This is a genomic window from Streptomyces sp. NPDC101151 (assembly GCF_044768335.1).
Classification (GTDB): Bacteria; Actinomycetota; Actinomycetes; order Streptomycetales; family Streptomycetaceae; genus Streptomyces.
The window spans coordinates 86,877-109,971 of the sequence record NZ_JBIWPP010000028.1 but is presented as its reverse complement, the minus strand read 5'-3'; the positions used below and the strand labels follow the sequence as shown (position 1 = coordinate 109,971).

Genomic DNA, 23,095 nt, shown 5'->3' with positions numbered 1-23,095 from the left:
AGCGTAAGGCCATGGACCTGAAACTCAAGCAGTGCTTCATCGCTGTGGACGACCACGACAAGGCGCTCGCCTTCTACTGTGACGTCCTCGGCATGGAGATCCGCAATGACGTGAGCTTCGAGGGGATGCGCTGGGTCACCGTGGGCTCGCCGCTCCAGTCGGACGTGGAGATCGTGCTGGAGCCGCCGGGCGCGAACCCGGACATCTCGCCGGCCGACAAGCTGGCCATGGCCGAGCTGCTCGCCAAGGGCATGCTGCGCGGCGTCATCTTCACCACCTCCGACTGCGACGCCCTCTACGAGCGGGTCCGGGAGGCCGGTGGCGATGTGCTCCAGGAGCCGACGGACCAGCCGTACGGGGTCCGCGACTGTGCGTTCCGCGACCCGGCCGGGAACCAGCTGCGGTTCCTCCAGCGGGCCGCGGCCTGAAATCCCCCCGGCTCACCGGGCACCGAAGGCCTACGATCCCCGGCGTGATCACCATTCGCTGGACGTACGCCTTCGCCGACCGCCCCGCCGACCGTCTGACCGGGGCCCGCGCCTTCTGGAGCGCCGTCACCGGCACCCGGCCGTCCGAACCACGCGGCGAGCGCGGCGAGTTCATGACCCTGCTGGCCGACGGCTCGGACGCCTGCGTGAAGCTCCAGGGGGTCACCGACGGCGCGGGCGGCGCGCACCTGGACCTCTGTGTCGAGGACCCGGCTGCCCTGGTCCGGGCGGCCGTGGACCTCGGCGCGGTGCTCGTGACGGACCACGGCGACTGGGCCGTGCTGCGCTCGCCCGCCGGACAGCTGTTCTGCGCCGTGCCCTGGCACGGGGAGGCGGCACGGCCCCCGGTGGTCGAAGGCAGCCGCCTGGACCAGGTGTGCCTGGACGTCCCGCCGTCCTCGTACGACACCGAGACCGCGTTCTGGGCCGCGCTGACCGGCTGGGACCTGCTGCCGGGTTCCCTGCCGGAGTTCCGCGTGCTCACACCGCCGGCGAGCCTGCCCGTACGGATCCTGCTCCAGCGGCTCGGCGACGAACGCCCGGCCTCCGCCCACCTGGACCTCGCCTGCGCGGACATCGCGGCGACCCGGACCCGGCACGAGCGACTGGGCGCCACCCACGTGCACCAGGGCCGCCACTGGGCGGTGATGCGCGACCCTGCCGACGGCACGTACTGCCTGACCGGCCGGGATCCCGAGACGGGCGGGCTGCCCGCGGGGGTCAGGGAGCCGTAGCCGCGTACGCGCAGACGACGTGCACCGCACCCGGAGCCCGCGTCGACCACTGGGCGGTGATGCGCGACCCGGCCGACGGCACGTACTGCCTGACCGGCCGGGATCCCGAGACGGGCGGGCTGCCCGCAGGGGTCAGGGAGCCGTAGCCGCGTACGCGCAGACGACCTGCACCGCACCCGGAGCCCGCGTCGACCCGGGCTCCGGGTCCGGCGGGCACCCGTCGTCGTCCGCGCCCGTCCCGCGGAAGGGGCCGGGCGTGCCGTCCTGAGCGTTCCGTGGCTCCGAGCCGTCCCCGTTCTCCCGGACGTACGGCCCGTGCGGCCGGACCGAGCCCTGAAGCCACAGGGTGAACCCGCCCCCGGCAGCCACCGCCACGGCCCAGCCGCGGACGGCCCAGCGCCACCACCGGCGCCGTGGCGCACCCCCCTGCCCGGTCACCCCCAGGGCTCCACGTCCACCACGGCCTCGACCGGCACCGGCCCGTACACGTGCGGGAACTCCTCGCCGTGCGGTGGCATGGCGTCGTACTTCAGCGGCACATCGAGCCGGGCCGGGTCCACGACCAGCACCACCAGCTCGTCCGGGCCCTCGTAGTCGCCGTACAGGAAGGCGGCGATGCGCGGGAGTTGCTCGCGGGTGGAGAAGTGGATGAAACCCTCCTCCTGCAGAGTGCGGCCACGGGTCGACACCTCGTAGACGCCTCGTTCGCGGGCCGCCTCCCACAGGGGGCGCTCGGTGATGTGGACGATGTGCGCAAGCTTCGGCATGCGGCCACGCTACGGCCTGAGCCGTGCCGCGCGCGTCTGCAGATAGCGCCGTTCCGGCAGGCTGAGCGTCCCGGCGGCGGCCGAGGCGTAGGCGGCGCGGGCACGGTCGTGGGCCCCCGCACGCTCCCACAGATGCCCGCGCACCGCGTCCAGGCGGTGGCTGTCCCCCAGGTCCCGCTCCAGTCCCTGCAGTTCGGCGAGGCCGGCCTGCGGGCCGTGCACCATGGCGACGGCCACCGCGCGGTTGAGCCGTTCCACGGGTCCGGGCACCCGGCGGACGAGGAGGTCGTACAGACCGAGGATCTCCCGCCAGTCCGTGGCCTCGGCGGAGGGTGCCTCGTCGTGCACGGCCGCGATCGCGGCACGCAGCGCGTACGGTCCGGCGGGGCCCTGCGACAGCGCCCGGGTGACGAGGGCGACACCCTCCTCGATCGCGGCCCGGTCCCAGCGGCCGCGGTCCTGTTCGTCGAGCGGGACCAGTTCGCCGTGCGGGCCGGTGCGCGCGGCGTGGCGGGCGTCGGTGAGGAGCAGCAGCGCGAGCAGGCCCGTGACCTCGCCGTCGTCGGGGAGCAGCCGGTGGGTGGTGCGGGTCAGCCGGATCGCCTCGGCGGCCAGGTCGCTGCGCTGGAGGGCGGTTCCGGAGGTCGCGGTGTAGCCCTCGTTGAAGATCAGGTAGAGGGTGTGCAGAACGGCGGGCAGCCGCTCGGCCCAGTGGTCCGGCCGTCCGAACCGCACGCCCCGCACCTTCTTCTTGGCCCGGCTGATCCGCTGGGCCATCGTCGCCTCGGGGACCAGGTACGCGCGGGCGATCTCGGCCGTGGTCAGACCGCCGACCGCGCGCAGGGTCAGCGCGACCTGCGCGGCCGGGGTCAGATCGGGGTGGCAGCACAGGAAGAGCAGGCTGAGCGTGTCGTCCTCGCGGGGTGCCCGGTCGGGCGGGGTGTCACGGACGGCGAGGGCCGCCGCCCGTTCCTCCCGGGCCCGCCGTGCCTCGTCCGAGCGCAGCGCGTCGGTCAGCCGGCGGGCCGCCACCCTGATCAGCCAGCCGCGCGGATTGTCCGGCACCCCGCTCTCGGGCCACTGCCGGGCCGCCGCGAGCAGTGCCTCCTGTACGGCGTCCTCGGCGGCGTCGAAGTGCCCGTACCGCCGCACCAGCGCACCGAGGACCTGCGGCGCGTGCCGGCGCAGCAGGTCCTCGGTACCGGTCGCCTCCGTCATTGGGCGCAGATGTCCCCGGCGCCGTCCATGATCGGCCGGATCACCACGGGGTACTCGGTCAGGCCCTCGGGTCCGGGACAGCGCGTGACGCGTTCGGCGATCTCGGTGACCCGCTCCAGGCTCGCGCAGTCCACCACCCAGTAGCCGGCCATCAGCTCCTTGGTCTCGCCGTACGGCCCGTCGGTGATCACCGTCCCGCCGTCCGTGTCGCGCGCGACCAGCCGGGTCCGGGCGGGCTCGGCCAGGCCCTGGGCATCGACGAGTTCGCCGGACTCGGCGAGGTCGTCGTTGATCGCGCCCATGTACGCGTACATGGCCTGCAGCTGCTCCTCGTTCCAGGACGGGGCGTCCGCGGAGGCCTCGCCCCGCATCGCGTCGTAGTCCGCCTGCGTGCCCTGCACCATCACCAGGTACTTCATGGTCCGCTCCTTCGGCTCGGGGCCGCCCTCGGTGGGCGACTCTCACAGGGGACGTCGGAGCCGGGCCGGGATTCTCGACACGGGCTCAGGATTTTTCCGCGCTCAGGATTTTTCCGCGGCGGACTCATCGGGGTGCGCTTGCTCGGAGTGCGGTTGTCGCTCGTTCCCGGTGACCGGGGCCGCGGGCTCGGCATGCTTCCCATGGGACGCGCAGTCGGGGTTGCGGCACGGGCCGGGGCCCCACACCGGCACCCATGCGCCCAGTGTCTTGTGCCGCTTGACGATCGTTTCGACGGGCTGTCCGCAGACGGGACAGACGTGGTCCTCGCTGTCCATGTCCTCAGGGTAGGGCGGCCGGGGGTTCAGCGCTTCCTGCGGTACGTCCGCACGAGCGCGCCGTTGCCGAAGGTGCGCACGGAGTCCAGGGCGAACTCCTTGATGTCCAGGCCGGTGCCGAACATCGGCATGCCGGTGCCGTAGACGATCGGGTAGGTCTTGACGACGAGTTCGTCGATCTCGTCGAGCAGGGCTCCCGCCAGCTGTGAGCCTCCGCAGAGGTAGATGTCCAACCCGCCCTCCTCCGCCTTGAGTTCGCGGACCCGGCCGGTCAGGTCGCCGTCGATGATCTCGACGTGCGGGTCGGGCGAGGCGCCCAGGGTGCGCGAGGCGACGTACTCGCGCAGGTGGGCGTAGGGGCTGGTGATGCCTTCCTTCAGTGCCACCTCGTAGCTGGCGCGGCCCTGGATGACGGTGTCGAACCGCTTGTTCCCCAGGTGATCCAGGCCGAGCGGCCTGCGGCCGTGGGTGGGCAGGGTCTCCGGGAACTCCGTCTTGAGGAAGTCGAAGTACTCCTCGTCCACGAAGCGGAGCATCTCGGAGGCGTCGCCGTGTTCGTCGCCGATGAAGCCGTCGAGCGAGCAGGCGATGAAGTAGGTGAGCTTTCGCAAGCCGGTCTCTTTTCGTAGGCTGCGGAGCGATTGGATGACCACTCCGGTTGTAGTGCTTCATTTGTAGCACTCCGCCTGTAGTGGTGCAAGGTGTTTTCCGGGCTGCCGTCGGCACCGAGGGCAAGTGGGAGAAGGGATTCCGTATGGCGGGCAATCCGGAACGGCGGGCGGCGCTGGTGGACGCCGGGATCGCGGTGCTGGCACGGGAGGGCGCACGCGGGCTGACCTTCCGCGCCGTGGACGGCGAGGCGCGCGTGCCCACCGGTACCGCGTCCAACTACTTCACCGGCCGCGACGACCTGCTGCGCCAGATCGACGCCCGGCTGCACATCCGGCTCGCGCCGGATCCGGAGGTGATGGAGACACTGCTGCGCGCACCCCGTGACCGCTCGCTGGTCACGGCCTTCATGCGGGACATCATGGATCGCGCCACCCGCGACCGGACCGGCTATCTGGCCCTGCTGGAGATGCGCCTGGAGGCCACCCGGCGGCCCGAACTGCGGGCCTCCTTCACCGGGTCGGTGCGCGGTGACCTGGTGCAGGGCATGGAGTTCCACCGACAGGCCGGCCTGCCCGGCGGCGACGAGACCGTCACCGTCCTCTACCTCGCCATGCTCGGCCTCATCCTGGAACACCTGACCCTGCCCGGCGTCCTGGACGGAGTCCTGCGGGGCGTGAGCGTGCCGGAGGGACTGGTCGAGAGGATCGTGGCCACGGTGGTGCCCGAGCAGTAGCCGGCCGATCCCACGCCCCGCTCCCCATCGGCGAGGAATCCCAGCACCTCGCCACCACAATCGGCGGGCCCCGCACATTGTGGGGATGTGCGGGGCCTGCCGGCCGGAGCCGCCGGTGGCCGTGCGGGGTCAGGAACCGCGCGGTCCCGGTGGCTCCGGGGTCCTTTGCCGGCCGCCGGTCACGGCAGCCTCAATTGGTGCGCCGGGTCACGAACTCGGCCAGGGCCAGCAGACCGCCCGCCGCCTCCGGTGCGGGCACCGCGCGGGCCAGCTCCTGCATGGCGAGGGCCATCCGGTCGGCCGCCTCGGCCTGCGCCCAGTCCCGGCCGCCGGCCTGCTCGACGGCCAGGGCCGTCCGCGCGATCTCCCCGCCGTCCCCGGCCTCGCCCGCCACGTACGGCTTCCCGTACAGCGCGGCGAGTTCGCTCGCCGCCGGAGTGCCGGAGACGAGCGCCGCCACCACCGGCAGGGACTTCTTGCGGACCGCGAGATCCGCGCCGGCCGGTTTGCCGGTGCGCCGTGGATCGCCCCATATGCCGATCACGTCGTCGATCAGCTGGAAGGCCAGCCCGGCCTGGCGGCCGAAGCCGTCCAGCGCCGCCACGTCCTCCTCGCCGGCGCCCGCGTACAGCGCGCCGAGGGCACAGGCGCAGCCCAGCAGCGCGCCGGTCTTCGCCTCGGACATGGCGAGCACCTCGTCCAGGGTGACCTCGTCGGGTGCGCGGTGCTCCATGTCCGTGTCGGTGTGCTGTCCGGCGCACAGCTCGACGACACAGTCGGCGAGCCTGGCCGCGGCCGGGCCGGAGGCCGGGTGCGGGTCCTCGGCGAGCAGCCGCAGGGCCAGCGCCTGCAGGGCGTCCCCGGCGAGGATCGCGTCGGGGACGCCGAACACGGTCCAGGCCGTGGGCCGGTGCCTGCGGGAGGTGTCCCGGTCCATCACGTCGTCGTGCAGCAGCGTGAAGTTGTGGACCAGCTCGACCGCCGCGGCCGCCCGGACGGCGGCCGCCCTCGCCCTCGGACCACCGAGCGCGGCAGCCGCGGCGAGGACGAGCGCGGGCCTCATGGCCTTGCCCGCGTTGCCCGCAGCCGGGGTGCCGTCCGCATGCTCCCAACCGAAGTGGTAGAGCGCGATCCGCCGCATCGAGCCGGGCAGCGACTCGACCGCCGCACGCAGCTCCGGATCGACGACGGCCCTGGTGCGCTCCAGCAGCGCGGCCGCCTCCTGTCCGTCGAGCGGACCGGCCCCGGCCTCACCGGCGGCCCCCCGCCGCTCGGACGCTCCTGGTGAACGCTGTTTGGTCTCCGTCATGAACTCGGCCATGAGTCCCCCTCGCGCAGTCCGCGGACGGTGGCACTTCCGCTCCGGCAGGACACATACCCCGAGGATGTACCCGCCCCGAAGGGCGGGAACACGGCCGCGAAGTGCGGAAACGTCACCTCCACCGGCCGATCTCGACGTTCTCCAGCACACCGAGCGCGTCGGGCACCAGCACGGCGGCCGAGTAGTACGCCGTCACCAGGTACTTGATGATGGCCTGTTCGTTGATGCCCATGAAGCGCACGGACAGGCTCGGCTCGATCTCGTCCGGGACGCCGGACTGCCTGAGCCCGATGACACCCTGGTCGGACTCACCGGTACGCATGGCGATGATCGAGGTCGTACGGGCCTCGGTGACCGGGATCTTGTTGCACGGGTAGATCGGCACTCCGCGCCAGGTCGGGATGCGGTTGCCGCCGATCTCGACGGTCTCCGGGACCAGTCCGCGCTTGTTCAGCTCACGCCCGAACGCGGCGATCGCGCGCGGGTGGGCGAGGAAGAGCTTGGTGCCGCGCCGGCGGCAGAGCAGTTCGTCCATGTCGTCGGGGCTGGGCACACCGTCGTGCGGCTGCAGCCGCTGGTCGTACTCGCAGTTGTGGAGCAGCCCGAACTCCCGGTTGTTGACCAGCTCGTGCTCCTGGCGCTCCTTCAGCGCCTCGACCGTGAGCCGCAACTGCTGCTCGGTCTGGTTCATCGGCTGGTTGTACAGGTCCGCCACGCGCGTGTGGATGCGCAGCACGGTCTGGGCGATGCTCAGTTCGTACTCGCGCGGCCGCGCCTCGTAGTCGACGAAGGTGTTCGGGATGTCCGGCTCGCCGCTGTGGCCGGCCGCCAGCGCGACCTCCTTCTCGCCGTACTTGTTGGTCCGCTCCTCGGGGACCGCGCGCAGCTCCTGGAGGTGCTCGCGCAGCGTGTCGGAGCGCTCGGCGACCTGTTCGACGTCCTGCCGGCTGAGGATCAGCACCGTGCACGCGGTGTCCGCGCGGGCGGTGTACTCCCAGATGGCGTCCGGGTCCAGCAGCGCCTGCTCGCCGAAATAGGCGCCGTCGGCGAGGACTCCGAGGACCGCGTCGTCGCCGTACGGGCCGGTGCCGACCTTCTCGACCCTGCCGTGGGCGAGCAGGTACACCTCGTCGCTCTGGTTGCCGAACGAGGTGATGACCTCGCCGGGCGCGTAGTCCCGCTGGCGGCAGCGCCGGGCCAGCTCGGTCAGCACCTCGATGTCCTCGTACGCCCGCAGCGCCGGAAGTTCGCCGAGTTCCGCCGGGATGACCTCCACCTGGTCGCCGGTCTTCACGAACGTGATACGGCCGTCGCCGACGGCGAACGTCAGCCGCCGGTTCACTCGGTACGTGCCGCCCTGTACGTCCACCCAGGGCAGCGTCCGCAGCAGCCAGCGGGAGCTGATCTCCTGCATCTGTGGAGCGGACTTGGTCGTGGTGGCCAGGTTCCGCGCCGCCGCTGTACCGAGAGACTGCTGCGGCTTGCCCTGCTCGGTGCGGACCTCTTCGCCTACCGACATAAGAAAATGCCCTCTCATGTATGTCCCGGTGCCGCATCGCACACCGGTCTCACGAGCGAGCCTTCCATCACGCAACGTACTCGCACCATTACCCGAAAGAGCGGGAATGGATCATCACACCACTGGGCAGAAAGAGGGATCTTGTCCAGTGCCCCCCACTTGCGAGGTCTGTCCGGATCGGCTCGCACAGTGTGCGAACGATGTAGTCCGGGACGTCCGGTTTCGGTAGAAGCAGCGGTACGACAGGGCCGCGACCGGCGGCACCGGGCACAGCACGAAGGAGGCGGCCGTGGCCCCACCCATGTCCGCGAGCGGGTTTCTGGATGCGCTTCGAGCGGAGGGCGTCGAGATCGTCGAGGTCGGCGACTGGCAGACCCACAACCGCAACCACAAGGGCCCCTGGGGTCCCGTCCACGGTGTGATGATCCACCACACCGTGACCCGCGGCAGCGCGCACACCGTGGAGCTCTGCCGCAACGGCCACTCGGCGCTGCCGGGCCCGTTGTGCCACGGAGTGATCACCAAGGACGGCAGGGTCCATCTGGTCGGCTACGGCCGCGCCAACCACGCAGGGCTCGGCGACGACGACGTCCTGCGCGCGGTGATCGCCGAGAAGCGGCTGCCGCCGGACAACGAGGCGAACACCGACGGCAACCGGCACTTCTACGGCTTCGAGTGCGAGAACCTGGGCGACGGGGAGGATCCCTGGCCCGAGGCGCAGCTCGACGCGATCGCGCGGGCCGCCGCGGCCGTGTGCCGCCACCACGGCTGGACGGAACGCTCGGTGATCGGCCACCTGGAGTGGCAGCCCGGCAAGGTGGACCCGCGCGGCTTCTCGATGGCGTGGCTGCGGGAGCGGGTCGAGGAGCGCCTCAAGGCGTAGCCGCGCGGGATGCCGGGCGACAATGAGGGCGTGACCAGCACCGACCCGCTCGCCCCGCGCCTCCCCTCCCCCCTGGAGGAGATCCGGGACGACCGGTTCGCCCGGCACGGCCTGCGTCTGCTCCTCAAGCGGGACGACCTGATCCACCCGGACCTGATCGGCAACAAGTGGCGCAAGCTGGCGCCGAACCTGGAGGCGGCGCGCGGCCGGGCGCTGGTCACCTTCGGCGGGGCCTACTCCAACCACCTGCGGGCCACGGCCGCCGCGGGCCGGCTGCTCGGGCTGCCGACCACGGGCGTGGTCCGCGGCCAGGAGCTGGCCGGCCGCCCGCTCAACCCCTCCCTGTCCCGGTGCGCGGCCGACGGCATGCGGCTGCACTTCGTCGACAGGTCGACGTACCGGCGCAAGGGCGAGCCGGAGACCCTGGCGGCGATCCTGCGCGCGGCCGGCGCCGAGGAGGCGTACGTCGTCCCCGAGGGCGGCAGCAACGCCGCGGCCGTACGCGGCTGCCGGGCCCTCGGCGAGGAGCTGCGCGGCCGGGCCGACGTCGTCGCGGTGGCCTGCGGCACCGGCGGCACCCTCGCCGGGCTGGCCGCCGGACTGGCCACCGGGCAGCGCGCGCTCGGCGTACCGGTGCTCAAGGGCGGCTTCCTGGAGCACGACACAGCGGCCCTCCAGAACCGCGCCTTCGGCGCCCGCACCGGCGACTGGTCGCTCGACGACCGCTTCCACTTCGGCGGCTACGCCCGTACGCCCCCCGAACTCGACACCTTCGCAAAGGACTTCGAACAGCGCCACGGACTGCCCGTGGAGCGTCTCTATGTCGCCAAGTTGCTGTACGGACTTGTCGCCCTGGCGGGTGAGGGCGCCTTCGCGCGCGGGACGGCGCTCGCCGCTGTCGTCACCGGGCGGCCGTTCCCGTAGTACTGGGCCCTGTCGTCGAACTCCCGCCTGCATCGCGACGCCATGGACGCACTAGGCGGCCTCTCGGTAGGCGGCCGCTTCCTCCAGGTCCAGTCGTCTCAGCAGCGCGCGGAGCATCTCGTCGTCGATGTAGCGGTGGTCGCGGAGCGTGACGAAGACCTCGCGTTCGGCGCCGATCATCTCGCGGGACAGTCGCCGGTAGGTGTCGTCGACCGACTCGCCGGTGACGGGGTTGACCTGGCCGAGGCGCTCCCAGACGGCGTTGCGGCGGCGCTCCAGGACGGCGCGCAGACGGTCGGCGAGCGGCGGGGGCAGCGCGTTGCGTTCGTCGGAGAGGAGGTCGTCCAGGCGGTTCTCGGCGGCCCTGGAGGCCTGTGCCTGGGCGTTGGCCTCGGCAAGGGTCTCGGCCTGCTGGTCGTGGCCGGGGAACTTCAGCCGGCGGATGAGGACCGGGAGCGTCAGGCCCTGCACGACCAGTGTGCCGATGACCGTGCTGAAGGTCAGGAACAGGATCAGGTTGCGCTGCGGGAAGGGGCCGCCCCCGTGCACCTCGGCCGGGATCGAGAAGGCGATGGCCAGGGAGACCACGCCCCGCATGCCGGCCCACGACGTCACCATGGCCCCCCTCCAGGTGGGGTTGTCCTCGCGCTCCCGAATGCGCCTGGAGAGAACGCGCGGCAGGAACGCGGCCGGGTAGACCCACACGAAGCGGGCGGCGACGACCACGACGAAGACGGCGGCCGCGTACCAGGCGGCGTCCACACCCCGGTACTCCCCGAGACCCCTGAGCACCGGCGGCAGCTGCAGTCCGATCAGCGCGAAGACCGCCGACTCCAGGAGGAAGGCGACCATCCGCCACACCGCGTCCTCCTGGAGCCGGGTGGCGAAGTCGACCTCCCACGCGCGGTGTCCGAGGTAGACGCCGACCACCACGACCGCGAGGACGCCGGAGCCGTGCATCTGCTCGGCGACGCCGTAGGCGACGAACGGGATCAGCAGGGAGAGGGTGTTCTGCAGCAGCGCCTCCTTGAGGTGCGTGCGCAGCCAGTGGATCGGCACCATGAGCACCAGTCCGACGACCACACCGCCCACCGCGGCGCGCAGGAACTCGCCCACCCCGCCCGCCCAGGTCGCGCCCGCGCCCACGGCGGCGGCGAGCGCCACCTTGTAGGCGGTGATCGCGGTGGCGTCGTTCAGCAGGGACTCGCCCTGGAGGATGGTGGTGATCCGCGACGGCAGCCCGACCCGGCGCGCGATCGCCGCGGCCGCGACCGCGTCCGTCGGCGCCACCACGGCGCCCAGCACCAGAGCGGCGGGCAGCGGCAGCCCCGGAACGACGACATAGGCGGCCCAGCCGACGACGAAGGTCGCGAAGAGGACGTACCCGACCGACAGCAGCGCCACGGGCCGCATCTGCGCACGCAGGTCGAGATAGGAACTCTCGGTGCCCTCCTTGTACAGCAGCGGGGGCAGCACCAGGGGCAGGACGACCTCGGGGGAGAGCGTGTAGTCGGGGACGCCGGGCACATACGAGACCGCGAGCGCCACGGCCACCAGCAGCAGTGGCGCCGGCACCGGGGTGCGCCGCGCGGCCCCCGCCACCGCGGCACTTCCCGCCACCAGCAACAGCAGCGGCATCACGTCCATCGTCCTCGCCCACCCTCGTTTTCCGCGCGGCCACCCGCACACCCGTCGTAATCTGGCAATCATGAAACAGTGCACGCACTCCGACGCGCTGCCGCACCCGGAACCCGAGCCCCTGACCGAGACCTGCCCGGAGTGTCTCGCCCGTGGGACGCATCCGGTGCAGCTGCGGATCTGTCTGTCGTGTGGCCACGTCGGCTGCTGCGACTCCTCGCCGGGCAGACACGCGACGGAGCACCACGAGGCGTCCGGCCACCCGGTGATGCGGACCTACGAACCCGGCGAGGACTGGCGCTGGTGCTTCGTCGACCACGTTCTCGTGTGACACTGCACTGACAGGGCATGCGGCCAATGGCCGTGGACGGTTCGGGCGTCCGACGCCGGGGTACGTCAACCCGGCGCACGCTCTTCCCATTTGGGCCCGCAAACCCTCTAGACACGGAGCGTATCCACAGCTTTACTGTGAGTGACGTCGGGGGGTTGGGGTCCCGGGGACAGGACCGTTCGGGGCGCGATAGCGTCACCGCGGAACCACATATGCGTTACCCCGGGGGGCGACCCTCGGCCCCGTAAAGCTTGTACCACCATGGAGGTGAGGGTGTCCCAGATCGCAGGCGAGCCCGCGACCCAGGACTTCGTGGAAGTCCGGCTGCCGGCTGCGGGTGCCTACCTGTCGGTGCTGCGGACGGCCACGGCCGGTCTCGCCGCCCGCTTGGACTTCACCCTGGACGAGATCGAGGACCTGCGCATCGCCGTGGACGAGGCCTGCGCGATCCTGCTGCAACAGGCCGTGCCCGGCTCCGTGCTCAGCTGCGTCTTCCGGCTCGTCGACGACTCGCTGGAGGTCACGGTGTCGGCACCGACCACCGACGGCCACGCCCCCTCTCGGGACACCTTCGCCTGGACGGTGCTCTCGGCCCTCGCGGGCAAGGTCTCGTCCGCCGTCGACGAAGACAAAACCGTGTCGATCAGCCTCTACAAACAGCGCGGCGCGGGCCCCGGGCCGGCGTGAGGAACGGGGACGGGCCGGTGCGGGACGAAGAACGCGGCACACGGGAGCTGCCGACGGGGGACCGAGGCCCCACGGACGCTTCCCGGCGCATGGCGGACGGCATCGACGGCATCCCCGAGCAGGCCAGGCCGCATCCGGAGGACGACTCCGCTGAGGCCGGCAGCGACGGTGCCGTGCAGAGCGCGCCTTCGGAGGGACGCGGCGGCGTCGGGTCCGCCGCCCCCGCGGAGGCGAGGGCTCGGGGAAGGGCTACGGGCGGGACGATGAGCGAGCACGAGCGATACGCCGAGGACGCCGCGCTGGGCGCGGAGGCCGTGCAGGCCACCCAGCACGACCCCCAGGACCGCAGCGGGACGCGTGCCGCGGAGGCCGTGCGGGCCACCCGGCACGACCCCCAGGACCGCAGCGGGGCGCGCGCCAAGTTCGTCGAGCTGCGCAAGCTGAAGGAGGGCAGCCCGGAGTACGCGGAGCTGCGCAACCAGCTGGTCCGTATGCACCTGCCGCTCGTCGAGCACCTGGCACGCCGCTTCCGCAACCGCGGCGAGCCGCTGGACGACCTCACACAGGTCGCCACGATCGGCCTGATCAAGTCGGTCGACCGCTTCGACCCGGAGCGCGGCGTGGAGTTCTCCACGTACGCCACCCCGACCGTCGTCGGCGAAATCAAGCGGCACTTCCGCGACAAGGGCTGGGCGGTCCGTGTGCCGCGCCGGCTGCAGGAGCTGCGTCTCGCGCTGACGACGGCGACGGCCGAGCTGTCCCAGCAGCACGGCCGCTCCCCCACGGTCCACGAGCTGGCCGAGAAACTCGCCATCTCCGAGGAGGAGGTCCTGGAGGGCCTGGAGTCCGCCAACGCGTACTCCACGCTGTCGCTGGACGTCCCCGACACCGACGACGAGTCCCCGGCGGTCGCCGACACCCTCGGCGCCGAGGACGAGGCGCTGGAGGGCGTGGAGTACCGCGAGTCCCTCAAGCCGCTGCTGGAGGACCTGCCGCCGCGCGAGAAGCGGATCCTGCTGCTGCGGTTCTTCGGGAACATGACCCAGTCGCAGATCGCGCAGGAGGTCGGCATCTCCCAGATGCACGTCTCCCGGCTGCTCGCCCGCACCCTCGCTCAGCTGCGGGAGAAGCTGCTCGTCGAGGAGTGAGCCCTACTCGGCCCGGCCCGGTCCCTTGATCCCGAGGGCCTGGGTCGTCGCCGGGTTCACCAGCAGCACCAGCGCGGCAAGGGCCACGACGGCCAGGGCGATGCCGCCCGGGATGGCCATGCTGTCGGCCTGGAGCAGGTTGTAGGCCACCGGAAGCGCCATGATCTGCGTGATGACGGCGGGGCCTCGGCTCCAGCTGCGCCTGAGCATCAGACCGCGGGCGGCGAGCAGCGGCAGCAGCGCGAGCACCACCAGAGTGATCCCGCCGGTCACGGCCTGCTGTCGGTCGTCCGGGTCGCCCGTGAGTCCGAGGACGACGATCCAGACACCCCCGATCACCAGGGCGACGCCCTCCAGCGCGGCCAGCGCCGCCGCGTACGTCAGCCGGCGCGGGCGGGGCCCGTCGGCCGTGGCGGCTCGGGCGGTGTCCGGGGCGGTGTTCTGCTCACTGCTCACCCCGGAAGCGTAGCCCCGTGCCCCGTGGCGGCCGCCTCCACCCCGCACGCCGGACAGTCATGAGTGTCCAGGCTCACGCTCCTTTCTCTTACCGGATCCCTACCTCGGTCTGGGCCGGGTACCCCCCAGTAGGTACGCTGCCATCCATGCGTGCACTTCTCGTGGTCAATCCGGCGGCAACCACCACAAGCGCACGCAGGCGCGATGTCCTGATCCACGCGCTCGCGAGCGAGATGAAGCTGGAAGCGGTCACCACCGAGTACCGCGGCCATGCGCGCGACCTGGGCCGGCAGGCAGCGGAGAGCGACGACATCGACCTGGTCGTGGCCCTGGGCGGCGACGGCACGGTCAACGAGGTCGTCAACGGCCTCCTGCACGCCGGCCCCGACCCGGACCGTCTGCCCGGACTCGCCGTGGTCCCCGGCGGCTCGACCAATGTCTTCGCTCGCGCCCTGGGCCTGCCCAACGACCCCGTCGAGGCCACCGGCGCGCTGCTGGACGCCTTGCGCGAGAGCAGCGAGCGGGTCGTCGGTCTCGGACTGACCTCGGGCACGCCGGGCACCGAGGACGAGGCGGTGCCGGACCGCTGGTTCACCTTCAACGCCGGACTGGGCTTCGACGCGGGCGTGGTCGGCCGGGTCGAGCAGCAGCGCGAGCGCGGCAGGAAGTCGACGCACGCGCTGTACGTGCGGCAGGTGGTCCGGCAGTTCCTCGGCGAGCAGAACCGCCGGCACGGCGCGATCACCCTGGAGCGGCCCGGCGCGGACCCGGTCACCGATCTCGTTGTCGCCATAGTCTCGAACACGTCCCCTTGGACGTATCTCGGCAATCGCCCGATGTACACGTCACCTAAGGCATCGTTCGATACAGGCATCGACGTGCTCGGTCTCAGCCGACTGTCGACGGCCGCGGTTGCCCGGTATGGCACCCAGTTGCTCACTTCGTCCCCCGAGCGCGGACCCCATGGCAGGCATGCCGTCTCACTGCACGATCTGGACCAGTTCACCTTGCATTCGAAGGTCCCTCTGCCCCTTCAGATGGACGGCGACCACCTCGGACTGCGTACGAGCGTGACGTTCACAGGCGTACGCCGCGCACTGCGTGTGATTGTGTGAGCGGAACGGGCGAAAGTCCTTTCACTCGAACGTTTAGGCCAGGATCCACCCCATGGAAGTACGGCTGTGACCCAGTCGACACCGAGGAATCAAAAAAAACTTTCCGGAAGGGGTTGTATCCGCCGCTGAGGTTTGCGAGTCTCTACGTGGCGATCGGGACGGCCCGCAACACCGGCCTCCACTGATCACCGGAACCCCTCTTCAAACCACAGGACCCCGCCGGGTGAAGACTTGGCGTTCGGCCCTTCACTTGTTGAGGGATTCGTGAAAGCGTTCACATTCACAAGCAACTTGCATGTAATACCAAGGAGAGGTAGCAGCCATGGACTGGCGTCACAACGCCGTTTGCCGCGAGGAAGACCCCGAGCTCTTCTTCCCCATCGGCAACACCGGTCCTGCGCTGCTGCAGATCGAGGAAGCCAAGGCCGTCTGCCGTCGCTGCCCGGTTATCGAGCAGTGCCTGCAGTGGGCGCTCGAGTCCGGTCAGGACTCCGGCGTCTGGGGTGGTCTCAGCGAGGACGAGCGCCGCGCGATGAAGCGCCGCGCCGCCCGCAACCGGGCCCGTCAGGCCTCCGCCTGACAGTCCCACCCCTGCTGACAGCCTGAGCTTGGCGGCGCGTACAGCGAGTACGCATCTCCCGCCCCCGAGCCGCAGCGCGCAGTACCCCCGATGCGCTTAGCGACATAGCAGAGCAGCAACGAGCTTTAAGCCCCGGACCACCAAGTGGCCCGGGGCTCAATGCTGTTCGGGGCCGATCGGGTACGCCGTCCGTTCGGCCTTCCGGGTGATTCCTACTTCTGCGCCCGCACCGGGATGTCGAGGATCACCCGGGTCCCCCGCTCCGGTGCCGGGACCATGTCGAAGGTGCCGCCCAACTCGCCCTCCACCAGGGTGCGTACGATCTGCAGGCCGAGGTTGCCCGAGCGGTGCGGGTCGAAGCCCTCGGGCAGGCCGACGCCGTCGTCCTGGACGGTGACGAGGAGACGGGCCTCCTTGGTGGTGCCGCCGCGGACCGCGGAGACCTCGACCGTGCCGGTGTCGCCCTCGCGGAAGCCGTGTTCCAGGGCGTTCTGCAGGATCTCGGTCAGGACCATGGACAGCGGGGTGGCGACCTCGGCGTCGAGCACCCCGAAGCGTCCGCTGCGCCGGCCCGCCACCTTGCCCGGCGAGATCTCGGCGACCATCGCGAGCACCCGGTCGGCGATGTCGTCGAACTCCACGCGCTCGTCCAGGTTCTGCGAGAGCGTCTCGTGCACGATCGCGATGGAGCCGACCCGCCGTACGGCCTCCTCCAGGGCCTCCCGGCCGCGCTCGGAGTCGATGCGCCGGGCCTGCAGACGCAGCAGCGCCGCCACGGTCTGCAGGTTGTTCTTCACCCGGTGGTGGATTTCCCGGATGGTCGCGTCCTTCGTGATCAACTCGCGTTCGCGGCGCCGGAGTTCGGTGACGTCCCGGAGCAGCACCAGGGAGCCGATCCGGGTGCCCTTGGGCTTGAGCGGAATGGCCCGGAACTGGATCACCCCGTCACCCGACTCGATCTCGAACTCGCGCGGCGCCCAGCCGCTCGCCACCTTGGCGAGCGCCTCGTCCACCGGACCCCGGGTCGGGGCGAGTTCGGCCGTGGTCTGCCCGAGGTGGTGGCCGACCAGGTCGGCGGCGAGGCCGAGGCGGTGGTAGGCGGAGAGGGCGTTCGGGGAGGCGTACTGGACGACGCCGTCCGCGTCCAGCCGGATCAGACCGTCGCCGACGCGCGGCGAGGCGTCCATGTCGACCTGCTGGTCGGGGAAGGGGAAGGAGCCGGCCGCGATCATCTGCGCCAGGTCCGAGGCGCTTTGGAGGTAGGTCAGCTCCAGCCGGCTCGGTGTACGGACAGTGAGCAGATTGGTGTTGCGGGCGATGACGCCGAGGACGCGGCCCTCACGCCGTACGGGGATCGACTCGACCCGCACGGGGACCTCTTCGCGCCATTCCGGGTCCCCCTCGCGCACGATGCGCCCCTCGTCCAGCGCCGCGTCCAGCATGGGCCGCCGGCCGCGCGGGACCAGGTGGCCGACCATGTCGTCCTGGTACGAGGTCGGGCCGGTGTTGGGGCGCATCTGGGCGACCGAGACGTACCGGGTGCCGTCGCGGGTGGGGACCCACAGCACCAGGTCGGCGAAGGAGAGGTCGGAGAGCAGCTGCCACTCCGAGACCAGCAGGTGGAGCCACTCGAGGTCGGAATCGCCGAGGGCCGTGTGCTGGCGTACGAGTTCGTTCATGGAGGGCACGGTGCGAGCGTACCCGGGGCCTCGCCGGCGGCCGAAAAACACCCGCGGGCCGCGGCGCCTGGGAGGGACCCTCAACCCACCCGGCACCGCAGCCCGGAGCATCATCGGCCGTGGGGTGTGCGGTCCCGGTCGGCCGAAGGTCGAGGAGCCGGGGCAGTCAGGGCAGAGAGCACCGGTTCCTCGGTCCGTCCTCCTGTGCGGGGAAGACGGAAGCTGTTCAGTTTTCCCTACGATGGTCGCCTACGCATTGTGGACTAGACCACGATGGCGTGTCCATGCGGGAGAGGGTATGCGTTGAAGTCCGCGGGCACGCAATGCCACGCAGCCTAGCCCGCTCGGGTCAGCCTCGGGGCCAGATGGCCATGGCAATTTCCGCGAGCGCCTCGAGTTCCGCCCGGCTCGCGCCGTCCCGGGCCTGCTGGGACATGCCCTGGATCATGGCTCCGGCGTGCCGTGCGAGGGCAGCGGCGTCGGTGCCTGCCGGCAGCCGCCCCGCGGCCACGTCGGTCCGGATCCGGGACTCGACGGCCGCGATGCCCGTGTTGCGCCGCTCCCGCAGCAGTTGTTCGACCTCGGGGCTGGTGCAGTTGGTCGCCGCGTGGACGACCAGACTGCCGTACGGGTGGGCTGGGTCGGTGTACACGGCGGCGGCCTCGCGCAGCGTCCGCTCGACGGCGGCGCGGGCGGTGGGCTCCTCGGCGAGGGCGCGGTCGCCGAAGGCGCCGTGGGTGTCGGCGTAGACCCGGACGACCTCTTCGAACAGGGTCCGTTTGTCACCGAAGGCCGCGTACAGACTCGGGGCGCCGATGCCCATGATCCGGGTGAGATCGGAGACCGAGGTCGCCTCGTAGCCGTGCTCCCAGAAGGCCATGAGCGCCTTCTCCAGCGCGGTGGCACGGTCGAAGGAGCGCGGACGGCCCCGCGACCGCGACGCCCTGACCTGCCCTGTCGCCTCTGCCGTCTGCCGGACCGTCTCCCGGGCGCTCACCATGGAGTGCATTTTATAGCGTCCCCTAGAGAAATGCCGGAGAAGTGCCGGCACAACAGGCGCCTCACCTGGGCCCGGGAGTCCGATTCTGTTAGATTGGTCTAAACCACATAGAGACCTTTGCTCTGACCTCTCCCAGACCTCCAGGCCCTCTTCAGAACGGCAGGCCCAGCGTGGAAGTTGTCATCGTTCCGGACGCCGCGGCGGGCGGCGAGCTGATCGCCGAGGCCATGGCCCAGCTGCTGCGACGCAAGCCCGATGCCCTGCTCGGTGTGGCCACCGGCTCGACTCCACTGCCCGTCTACCAGGCGCTGACCGGCAAGGTGCGCTCCGGTGCCGTGGACACGTCGCGGGCACGGATAGCCCAGCTCGACGAGTACGTGGGTCTGCCCGCCGAGCATCCCGAGTCCTACCGCTCGGTGCTGCGCCGGGAGGTGCTGGAGCCGCTCGGGATCGGGATGGACGCGTTCATGGGGCCGGACGGCACGGCCGAGGACGTCCAGGGGGCGTGCGAGGCGTACGACAGGGCGCTCGCCGGGGCCGGCGGTGTGGACCTGCAGCTGCTGGGCATCGGGACGGACGGGCACATCGGGTTCAACGAGCCGTGCTCCTCGCTCGCCTCGCGCACCCGGATCAAGACGCTGACCGAACAGACCCGGATCGACAACGCGCGCTTCTTCGACGGCGACATCGAGCAGGTGCCGCACCACGTCATCACCCAGGGCATCGGCACCATCCTGGAGGCCCGGCACCTGGTGCTGCTGGCGACGGGCGAGGGCAAGGCGGACGCGGTCGCGGCGACCGTCGAGGGGCCGGTCGCGGCCGTCTGCCCGGCCTCCGCGCTCCAGCTGCACCCGCACGCCACGGTGGTCGTCGACGAGGCCGCCGCGTCCAAGCTCAAGCTGGCCGACTACTTCCGGCACACCTACGCGAACAAGCCGGACTGGCAGGGGATCTAGTCCGGGGCGCCGGCACCGCTCCGGCACCCGGGACAGGCACCGCTCGGGCGGTCGCGCCGCCGTAGGAGCGTCGCCACCGCACACCTCCCGCCCCCCTGGACTAGACCAACACCGGGTCCGACGGTATATAGAGGAGATCACGGAGCGTGCGGGTGGAGCCCTGAGGCGCGAAGCCGTGCCACGATGTGAGCCGTGACCGATGGGATGTCGGTCGCTTTCGGCATCAGGAGCCGGGAAGGCAGAGCATGAGCACCGACGTCGGCAGTGCGGAGAACGAGGCCGGGACGACGGTCCGTACCGCGCGCGTGCCCAAGTACTACCGCTTGAAGAAGCACCTGCTCGACATGACGGAGACGCAGGCGCCGGGCACGCCGGTCCCGCCCGAGCGCACACTGGCGGCCGAGTTCGACACCTCCCGCACCACCGTCCGCCAGGCCCTGCAGGAACTCGTCGTCGAGGGCCGGCTGGAGCGCATCCAGGGCAAGGGCACCTTCGTCGCCAAGCCGAAGGTCTCGCAGGCGCTGCAACTCACCTCGTACACGGAGGACATGCGCGCCCAGGGCCTGGAGCCCACCTCGCAGCTGCTGGACGTCGGCTACATCACCGCCGACGACCGGCTCGCCGAGCTGCTCGACATCACGGCCGGCGGGCGCGTGCTGCGCATCGAGCGGCTGCGCATGGCCAACGGCGAGCCGATGGCGATCGAGACCACCCACCTGTCGGCCAAGCGCTTCCCGGCCCTCAGACGCTCGCTGGTGAAGTACACGTCCCTGTACACGGCCCTCGCCGAGGTCTACGACGTCCATCTCGCCGAGGCCGAGGAGACCATCGAGACCTCGCTGGCCACCCCGCGCGAGGCCGGCCTGCTCGGCACCGACGTGGGCCTGCCGATGCTGATGCTCTCCCGTCACTCCCTGGACCGGGAGGGCAAGCCGGTGGAATGGGTGCGGTCCGTCTACCGGGGCGACCGGTACAAGTTCGTGGCACGGCTGAAGCGCCCGCAGGACTGACCGGAGTTCGGTTCTTCACGCCACAACCCCGAAATCGACATACCGATATACGGACGAGGTCTTCCGCTGCCCTGACACCGTCACCTAGATTGCCTGCGCATTACACAGATGATCAGCGAGGGGACGGAGCCATGGCATGTCCGAAACGCCTGAAGTGAGACCACCGGTCGTGACACCGGTCCGCGTGATCATCGGCCTGTGTCTCGTCGCGCCCTTCGTGGCGATGCTGTGGGTGGGCTCGTACGCCAAGAACGATCCCGCGTTCATCGGGATCCCGTTCTTCTACTGGTACCAGATGCTGTGGGTGCTGATCTCCACCGCGCTCACGGTGCTCGCGTACAAGCTGTGGCAGCGCGACCAGAGCGCCCGCAGGGCCACGCAGGACAGGGGGGCGGCGCAGTGAAGGACGGCGTCAACGGCGTCGCGCTCGGCGTCTTCATCTTCTTCTTCCTGGCCGTCACGGCCATGGGCTTCCTCGCCGCGCGCTGGCGCAGGGCCGACAACGAGCAGTCCCTGGACGAATGGGGCCTGGGCGGACGGTCGTTCGGCACCTGGGTCACCTGGTTCCTGCTCGGCGGCGACCTGTACACGGCGTACACCTTCGTCGCCGTACCGGCGGCGATCTACGCGGCGGGCGCGGCCGGCTTCTTCGCGGTGCCGTACACGATCCTGGTCTACCCGCTGATCTTCACGTTCCTGCCCCGCCTGTGGTCGGTCTCGCACCGCCACGGCTACATCACCACCTCGGACTTCGTGCGCGGCCGCTTCGGCTCGAAGGGGCTGTCGCTGGCGGTGGCGCTCACCGGCATCCTCGCGACGATGCCCTACATCGCGCTCCAGCTCGTCGGCATCCAGGCGGTGCTGGACGTGATGGGTGTCGGCGGCGGCGAGAACACCAACTGGTTCGTGAAGGACCTGCCGCTGCTCATCGCCTTCGGCGTGCTGGCGGCGTACACCTACTCGTCGGGGCTGCGCGCGCCCGCGCTGATCGCGTTCGTGAAGGACACGCTGATCTACATCGTCATCGCGGTGGCGATCATCTACATCCCGATCAAGCTGGGCGGGTTCGACGACATCTTCGCCAAGGCGGGCGACAAGTTCACCGCGGCGGGTGCGGGCGGTCTCGTACCGGCCCCCGCGGGCCAGTGGACGTACGCCACGCTGGCGCTCGGCTCGGCGCTCGCGCTGTTCATGTACCCGCACTCGATCACCGCGACGCTGTCGTCCAGGAGCCGTGAGGTGATCCGGCGCAACACCACGATCCTGCCGCTGTATTCGCTGATGCTGGGCCTGCTCGCGCTGCTCGGCTTCATGGCGATCGCGGCCGGGGTGAAGGTCACCAACGGGCAGCTGGCGATTCCGCAGCTGTTCGAGGACATGTTCCCGGACTGGTTCGCGGGCGTGGCCTTCGCGGCGATCGGCATCGGCGCCCTGGTGCCCGCGGCCATCATGTCCATCGCGGCGGCGAACCTCTTCACCCGCAACATCTACAAGGACTTCATCCGGCCCGACGCCACGCCCGAGCAGGAGACCCGGGTCTCCAAGCTGGTGTCGCTGCTGGTGAAGGTGGGTGCGCTGGTCTTCGTCCTGACGATGGACAAGACGGTCGCCATCAACTTCCAGCTGCTGGGCGGCATCTGGATCCTGCAGACCTTCCCGGCCCTGGTCGGTGGCCTGTTCACCCGGTGGTTCCACCGCTGGGCGCTGCTCGCCGGCTGGGCGGTCGGAATGATCTACGGCACGTTCGCCGCGTACGGGGTGGCCTCGCCGACCCAGAAGCACTTCGGCGGCTCCGCGAAGGAGATCCCGGGCATCGGTGAGATCGGTTACATCGGTCTCACGGCCTTCGTGCTGAACGTCGTCGTCACGGTGGTCCTGACCTTCGTCCTGAAGGCCGTGAAGGCCCCCGAGGGCCTCGACGAGACCAGGCCGGAGGACTACACGGCGGACGCCGGCGACGCGGGCGTCGAGGTGGAGCTTCCGCCGGCCACGGCAGGCGCCGGTCACTGAACCGCGCCCGAGGGGCACGGGCAACCCCACGCACCCCGCAGCGGGCCGCCGAGCACCACGGCGGCCCGCTGTTCGTGCCCGCCCGCCGTGGGGCCGCCGTCCGCCCAGCGCCCGATGCGCAGCGCCCCACCGCATCGGCGCCCGGAGGAGCCACGAACACCTCGGCCCCGTTCGCACACGCGCGCGGAACCGGAACCCCGTCCCCCACCTGGACGCCGTCCGGATCCCCACCTACGAGTTGACACTCTGAAGCCGCCGCAACACGCAACAGACACAACATCTGGGGGTGACACCACAGCCCGGCACTAGATGTATGCTCGTCCTCGCTGTCGTCGCAGGGGAATCCGGTGCGAATCCGGAACTGTCCCGCAACGGTGTACTTGCGTGTATCCGCACGCCTGTTCAGTCCGAGGACCTGCCGGCAGCGCGCGCCCGGCCGTCCGGTCCGGGTGCCTCCAGACGTCCGGGCTTCGTGGAGTGGGCCGGTGGACGCGACGCCGTGCGCGCTCGTGCTGCCCCCTGCCCTCCGCC

The 23,095-nt window shown here is 70.9% G+C and carries 26 protein-coding genes and 1 riboswitch; of the genes, 14 read left to right on the top strand and 12 right to left on the bottom strand.

The annotated features are described in order from the left end of the window. Positions 1–11 precede the first annotated feature (11 nt). Both ACIRU3_RS35650 and ACIRU3_RS35645 read left to right on the top strand, forming a co-directional pair. On the top strand, positions 12–428 hold the full coding sequence (locus tag ACIRU3_RS35650; RefSeq protein ID WP_404065508.1) for a VOC family protein: 417 nt from the start codon (positions 12–14) through the stop codon (positions 426–428). Between the two features lie 47 nt (positions 429–475). After that, positions 476–1,222 (top strand): VOC family protein, encoded by a 747-nt coding sequence (locus ACIRU3_RS35645; RefSeq protein ID WP_404065543.1) that lies wholly within the window; start codon positions 476–478, stop codon positions 1,220–1,222. Positions 1,223–1,354: 132 nt separating this feature from the next. On the opposite strand, the gene ACIRU3_RS35640 is transcribed toward ACIRU3_RS35645, so the two are convergent. The 6 genes from ACIRU3_RS35640 to ACIRU3_RS35615 all read right to left on the bottom strand — a co-directional run bounded on the left by ACIRU3_RS35640 (position 1,355) and on the right by ACIRU3_RS35615 (position 4,573). Then, on the bottom strand, positions 1,355–1,660 hold the full coding sequence (locus tag ACIRU3_RS35640) for a hypothetical protein (protein WP_404065506.1): 306 nt from the start codon (positions 1,658–1,660) through the stop codon (positions 1,355–1,357). Then, positions 1,657–1,989 (bottom strand): DUF952 domain-containing protein, encoded by a 333-nt coding sequence (locus ACIRU3_RS35635; RefSeq protein ID WP_404065504.1) that lies wholly within the window; start codon positions 1,987–1,989, stop codon positions 1,657–1,659. Before ACIRU3_RS35635 ends, ACIRU3_RS35640 begins: the two co-directional genes overlap by 4 nt. A gap of 9 nt (positions 1,990–1,998) precedes the next feature. Further along, positions 1,999–3,207, bottom strand: a complete 1,209-nt coding sequence (locus ACIRU3_RS35630; protein WP_404065501.1) for an RNA polymerase sigma factor — start codon at positions 3,205–3,207, stop codon at positions 1,999–2,001. After that, positions 3,204–3,626, bottom strand: a complete 423-nt coding sequence (locus ACIRU3_RS35625) for a YciI family protein (protein ID WP_404065499.1) — start codon at positions 3,624–3,626, stop codon at positions 3,204–3,206. Before ACIRU3_RS35625 ends, ACIRU3_RS35630 begins: the two co-directional genes overlap by 4 nt. 102 nt (positions 3,627–3,728) lie before the next feature. Next, complete coding sequence (locus ACIRU3_RS35620; protein ID WP_404065496.1) at positions 3,729–3,962, bottom strand: hypothetical protein; 234 nt, start codon at positions 3,960–3,962, stop codon at positions 3,729–3,731. Positions 3,963–3,988: 26 nt separating this feature from the next. Continuing rightward, complete coding sequence (locus ACIRU3_RS35615; RefSeq protein WP_404065494.1) at positions 3,989–4,573, bottom strand: dihydrofolate reductase family protein; 585 nt, start codon at positions 4,571–4,573, stop codon at positions 3,989–3,991. A 143-nt stretch (positions 4,574–4,716) separates the two neighbouring features. Here ACIRU3_RS35615 and ACIRU3_RS35610 point away from each other — a divergent pair, with 143 nt between their 5' ends. Further along, positions 4,717–5,307 carry a TetR/AcrR family transcriptional regulator gene (locus tag ACIRU3_RS35610; protein WP_404065541.1) on the top strand — a complete coding sequence of 197 codons (591 nt, stop codon included), beginning with the start codon at positions 4,717–4,719 and terminating at the stop codon, positions 5,305–5,307. Positions 5,308–5,497: 190 nt separating this feature from the next. Here ACIRU3_RS35610 and ACIRU3_RS35605 read toward each other — a convergent pair whose 3' ends face one another. Continuing rightward, entirely contained in the window at positions 5,498–6,628 is a 1,131-nt protein-coding gene (locus ACIRU3_RS35605; protein ID WP_404065491.1) for a family 2 encapsulin nanocompartment cargo protein polyprenyl transferase, read from the bottom strand. A gap of 112 nt (positions 6,629–6,740) precedes the next feature. Continuing rightward, the gene (locus tag ACIRU3_RS35600; RefSeq protein WP_404065488.1) at positions 6,741–8,147 is read right to left on the bottom strand and encodes a family 2B encapsulin nanocompartment shell protein; all 1,407 of its coding nucleotides are present in this window, start codon (positions 8,145–8,147) and stop codon (positions 6,741–6,743) included. Between the two features lie 289 nt (positions 8,148–8,436). Between ACIRU3_RS35600 and ACIRU3_RS35595 the strand changes: the two genes are divergently transcribed. Together ACIRU3_RS35595 and ACIRU3_RS35590 are read left to right on the top strand one after the other, a co-directional pair. Further along, complete coding sequence (locus ACIRU3_RS35595) at positions 8,437–9,030, top strand: N-acetylmuramoyl-L-alanine amidase (RefSeq protein ID WP_404065485.1); 594 nt, start codon at positions 8,437–8,439, stop codon at positions 9,028–9,030. A 9-nt stretch (positions 9,031–9,039) separates the two neighbouring features. Next, positions 9,040–9,954 carry a 1-aminocyclopropane-1-carboxylate deaminase/D-cysteine desulfhydrase gene (locus ACIRU3_RS35590; RefSeq protein WP_404065482.1) on the top strand — a complete coding sequence of 305 codons (915 nt, stop codon included), beginning with the start codon at positions 9,040–9,042 and terminating at the stop codon, positions 9,952–9,954. 51 nt (positions 9,955–10,005) lie between these two features. On the opposite strand, the gene ACIRU3_RS35585 is transcribed toward ACIRU3_RS35590, so the two are convergent. Beyond that, positions 10,006–11,601, bottom strand: coding sequence for a Na+/H+ antiporter (locus ACIRU3_RS35585; RefSeq protein ID WP_404065480.1), 1,596 nt, complete (start codon positions 11,599–11,601; stop codon positions 10,006–10,008). A gap of 61 nt (positions 11,602–11,662) precedes the next feature. Between ACIRU3_RS35585 and ACIRU3_RS35580 the strand changes: the two genes are divergently transcribed. The 3 genes from ACIRU3_RS35580 (at position 11,663) to ACIRU3_RS35570 (ending at position 13,758) form a co-directional block, all read left to right on the top strand. Continuing rightward, entirely contained in the window at positions 11,663–11,923 is a 261-nt protein-coding gene (locus ACIRU3_RS35580; RefSeq protein ID WP_404065477.1) for a UBP-type zinc finger domain-containing protein, read from the top strand. Between the two features lie 273 nt (positions 11,924–12,196). Next, complete coding sequence (locus ACIRU3_RS35575; protein ID WP_004925829.1) at positions 12,197–12,610, top strand: anti-sigma regulatory factor; 414 nt, start codon at positions 12,197–12,199, stop codon at positions 12,608–12,610. Further along, on the top strand, positions 12,607–13,758 hold the full coding sequence (locus ACIRU3_RS35570; RefSeq protein ID WP_404065475.1) for an RNA polymerase sigma factor SigF: 1,152 nt from the start codon (positions 12,607–12,609) through the stop codon (positions 13,756–13,758). Before ACIRU3_RS35575 ends, ACIRU3_RS35570 begins: the two co-directional genes overlap by 4 nt. Positions 13,759–13,761: 3 nt before the next feature. Here ACIRU3_RS35570 and ACIRU3_RS35565 read toward each other — a convergent pair whose 3' ends face one another. Next, positions 13,762–14,214 (bottom strand): hypothetical protein, encoded by a 453-nt coding sequence (locus tag ACIRU3_RS35565; RefSeq protein WP_404065472.1) that lies wholly within the window; start codon positions 14,212–14,214, stop codon positions 13,762–13,764. 146 nt (positions 14,215–14,360) lie between these two features. Between ACIRU3_RS35565 and ACIRU3_RS35560 the strand changes: the two genes are divergently transcribed. Together ACIRU3_RS35560 and ACIRU3_RS35555 are read left to right on the top strand one after the other, a co-directional pair. Then, positions 14,361–15,329 (top strand): diacylglycerol/lipid kinase family protein, encoded by a 969-nt coding sequence (locus tag ACIRU3_RS35560; RefSeq protein ID WP_404065469.1) that lies wholly within the window; start codon positions 14,361–14,363, stop codon positions 15,327–15,329. 322 nt (positions 15,330–15,651) lie between these two features. Then, a complete protein-coding gene (locus ACIRU3_RS35555; protein ID WP_003992873.1) occupies positions 15,652–15,909 on the top strand; it encodes a WhiB family transcriptional regulator in 258 nt (85 codons plus the stop codon). Between the two features lie 212 nt (positions 15,910–16,121). Here ACIRU3_RS35555 and ACIRU3_RS35550 read toward each other — a convergent pair whose 3' ends face one another. Both ACIRU3_RS35550 and ACIRU3_RS35545 read right to left on the bottom strand, forming a co-directional pair. After that, positions 16,122–17,588, bottom strand: coding sequence for a sensor histidine kinase (locus ACIRU3_RS35550; RefSeq protein WP_404065539.1), 1,467 nt, complete (start codon positions 17,586–17,588; stop codon positions 16,122–16,124). A gap of 349 nt (positions 17,589–17,937) precedes the next feature. Beyond that, entirely contained in the window at positions 17,938–18,588 is a 651-nt protein-coding gene (locus tag ACIRU3_RS35545) for a TetR/AcrR family transcriptional regulator (protein WP_404065467.1), read from the bottom strand. Between the two features lie 170 nt (positions 18,589–18,758). On the opposite strand from ACIRU3_RS35545, the gene nagB reads away from it, so the two are divergent. The 4 genes from nagB (at position 18,759) to mctP (ending at position 22,564) form a co-directional block, all read left to right on the top strand. Further along, a complete protein-coding gene (gene nagB / locus ACIRU3_RS35540; protein ID WP_404065464.1) occupies positions 18,759–19,544 on the top strand; it encodes a glucosamine-6-phosphate deaminase in 786 nt (261 codons plus the stop codon). 245 nt (positions 19,545–19,789) lie between these two features. Next, entirely contained in the window at positions 19,790–20,554 is a 765-nt protein-coding gene (locus ACIRU3_RS35535) for a GntR family transcriptional regulator (RefSeq protein ID WP_404065461.1), read from the top strand. A gap of 136 nt (positions 20,555–20,690) precedes the next feature. Beyond that, the gene (locus tag ACIRU3_RS35530; protein WP_404065458.1) at positions 20,691–20,957 is read left to right on the top strand and encodes a DUF3311 domain-containing protein; all 267 of its coding nucleotides are present in this window, start codon (positions 20,691–20,693) and stop codon (positions 20,955–20,957) included. After that, positions 20,954–22,564 (top strand): monocarboxylate uptake permease MctP, encoded by a 1,611-nt coding sequence (gene mctP, locus ACIRU3_RS35525; protein WP_404065455.1) that lies wholly within the window; start codon positions 20,954–20,956, stop codon positions 22,562–22,564. Before ACIRU3_RS35530 ends, mctP begins: the two co-directional genes overlap by 4 nt. A gap of 300 nt (positions 22,565–22,864) precedes the next feature. After that, positions 22,865–23,002, top strand: a riboswitch (cobalamin riboswitch). Positions 23,003–23,095: the final 93 nt, after the last annotated feature.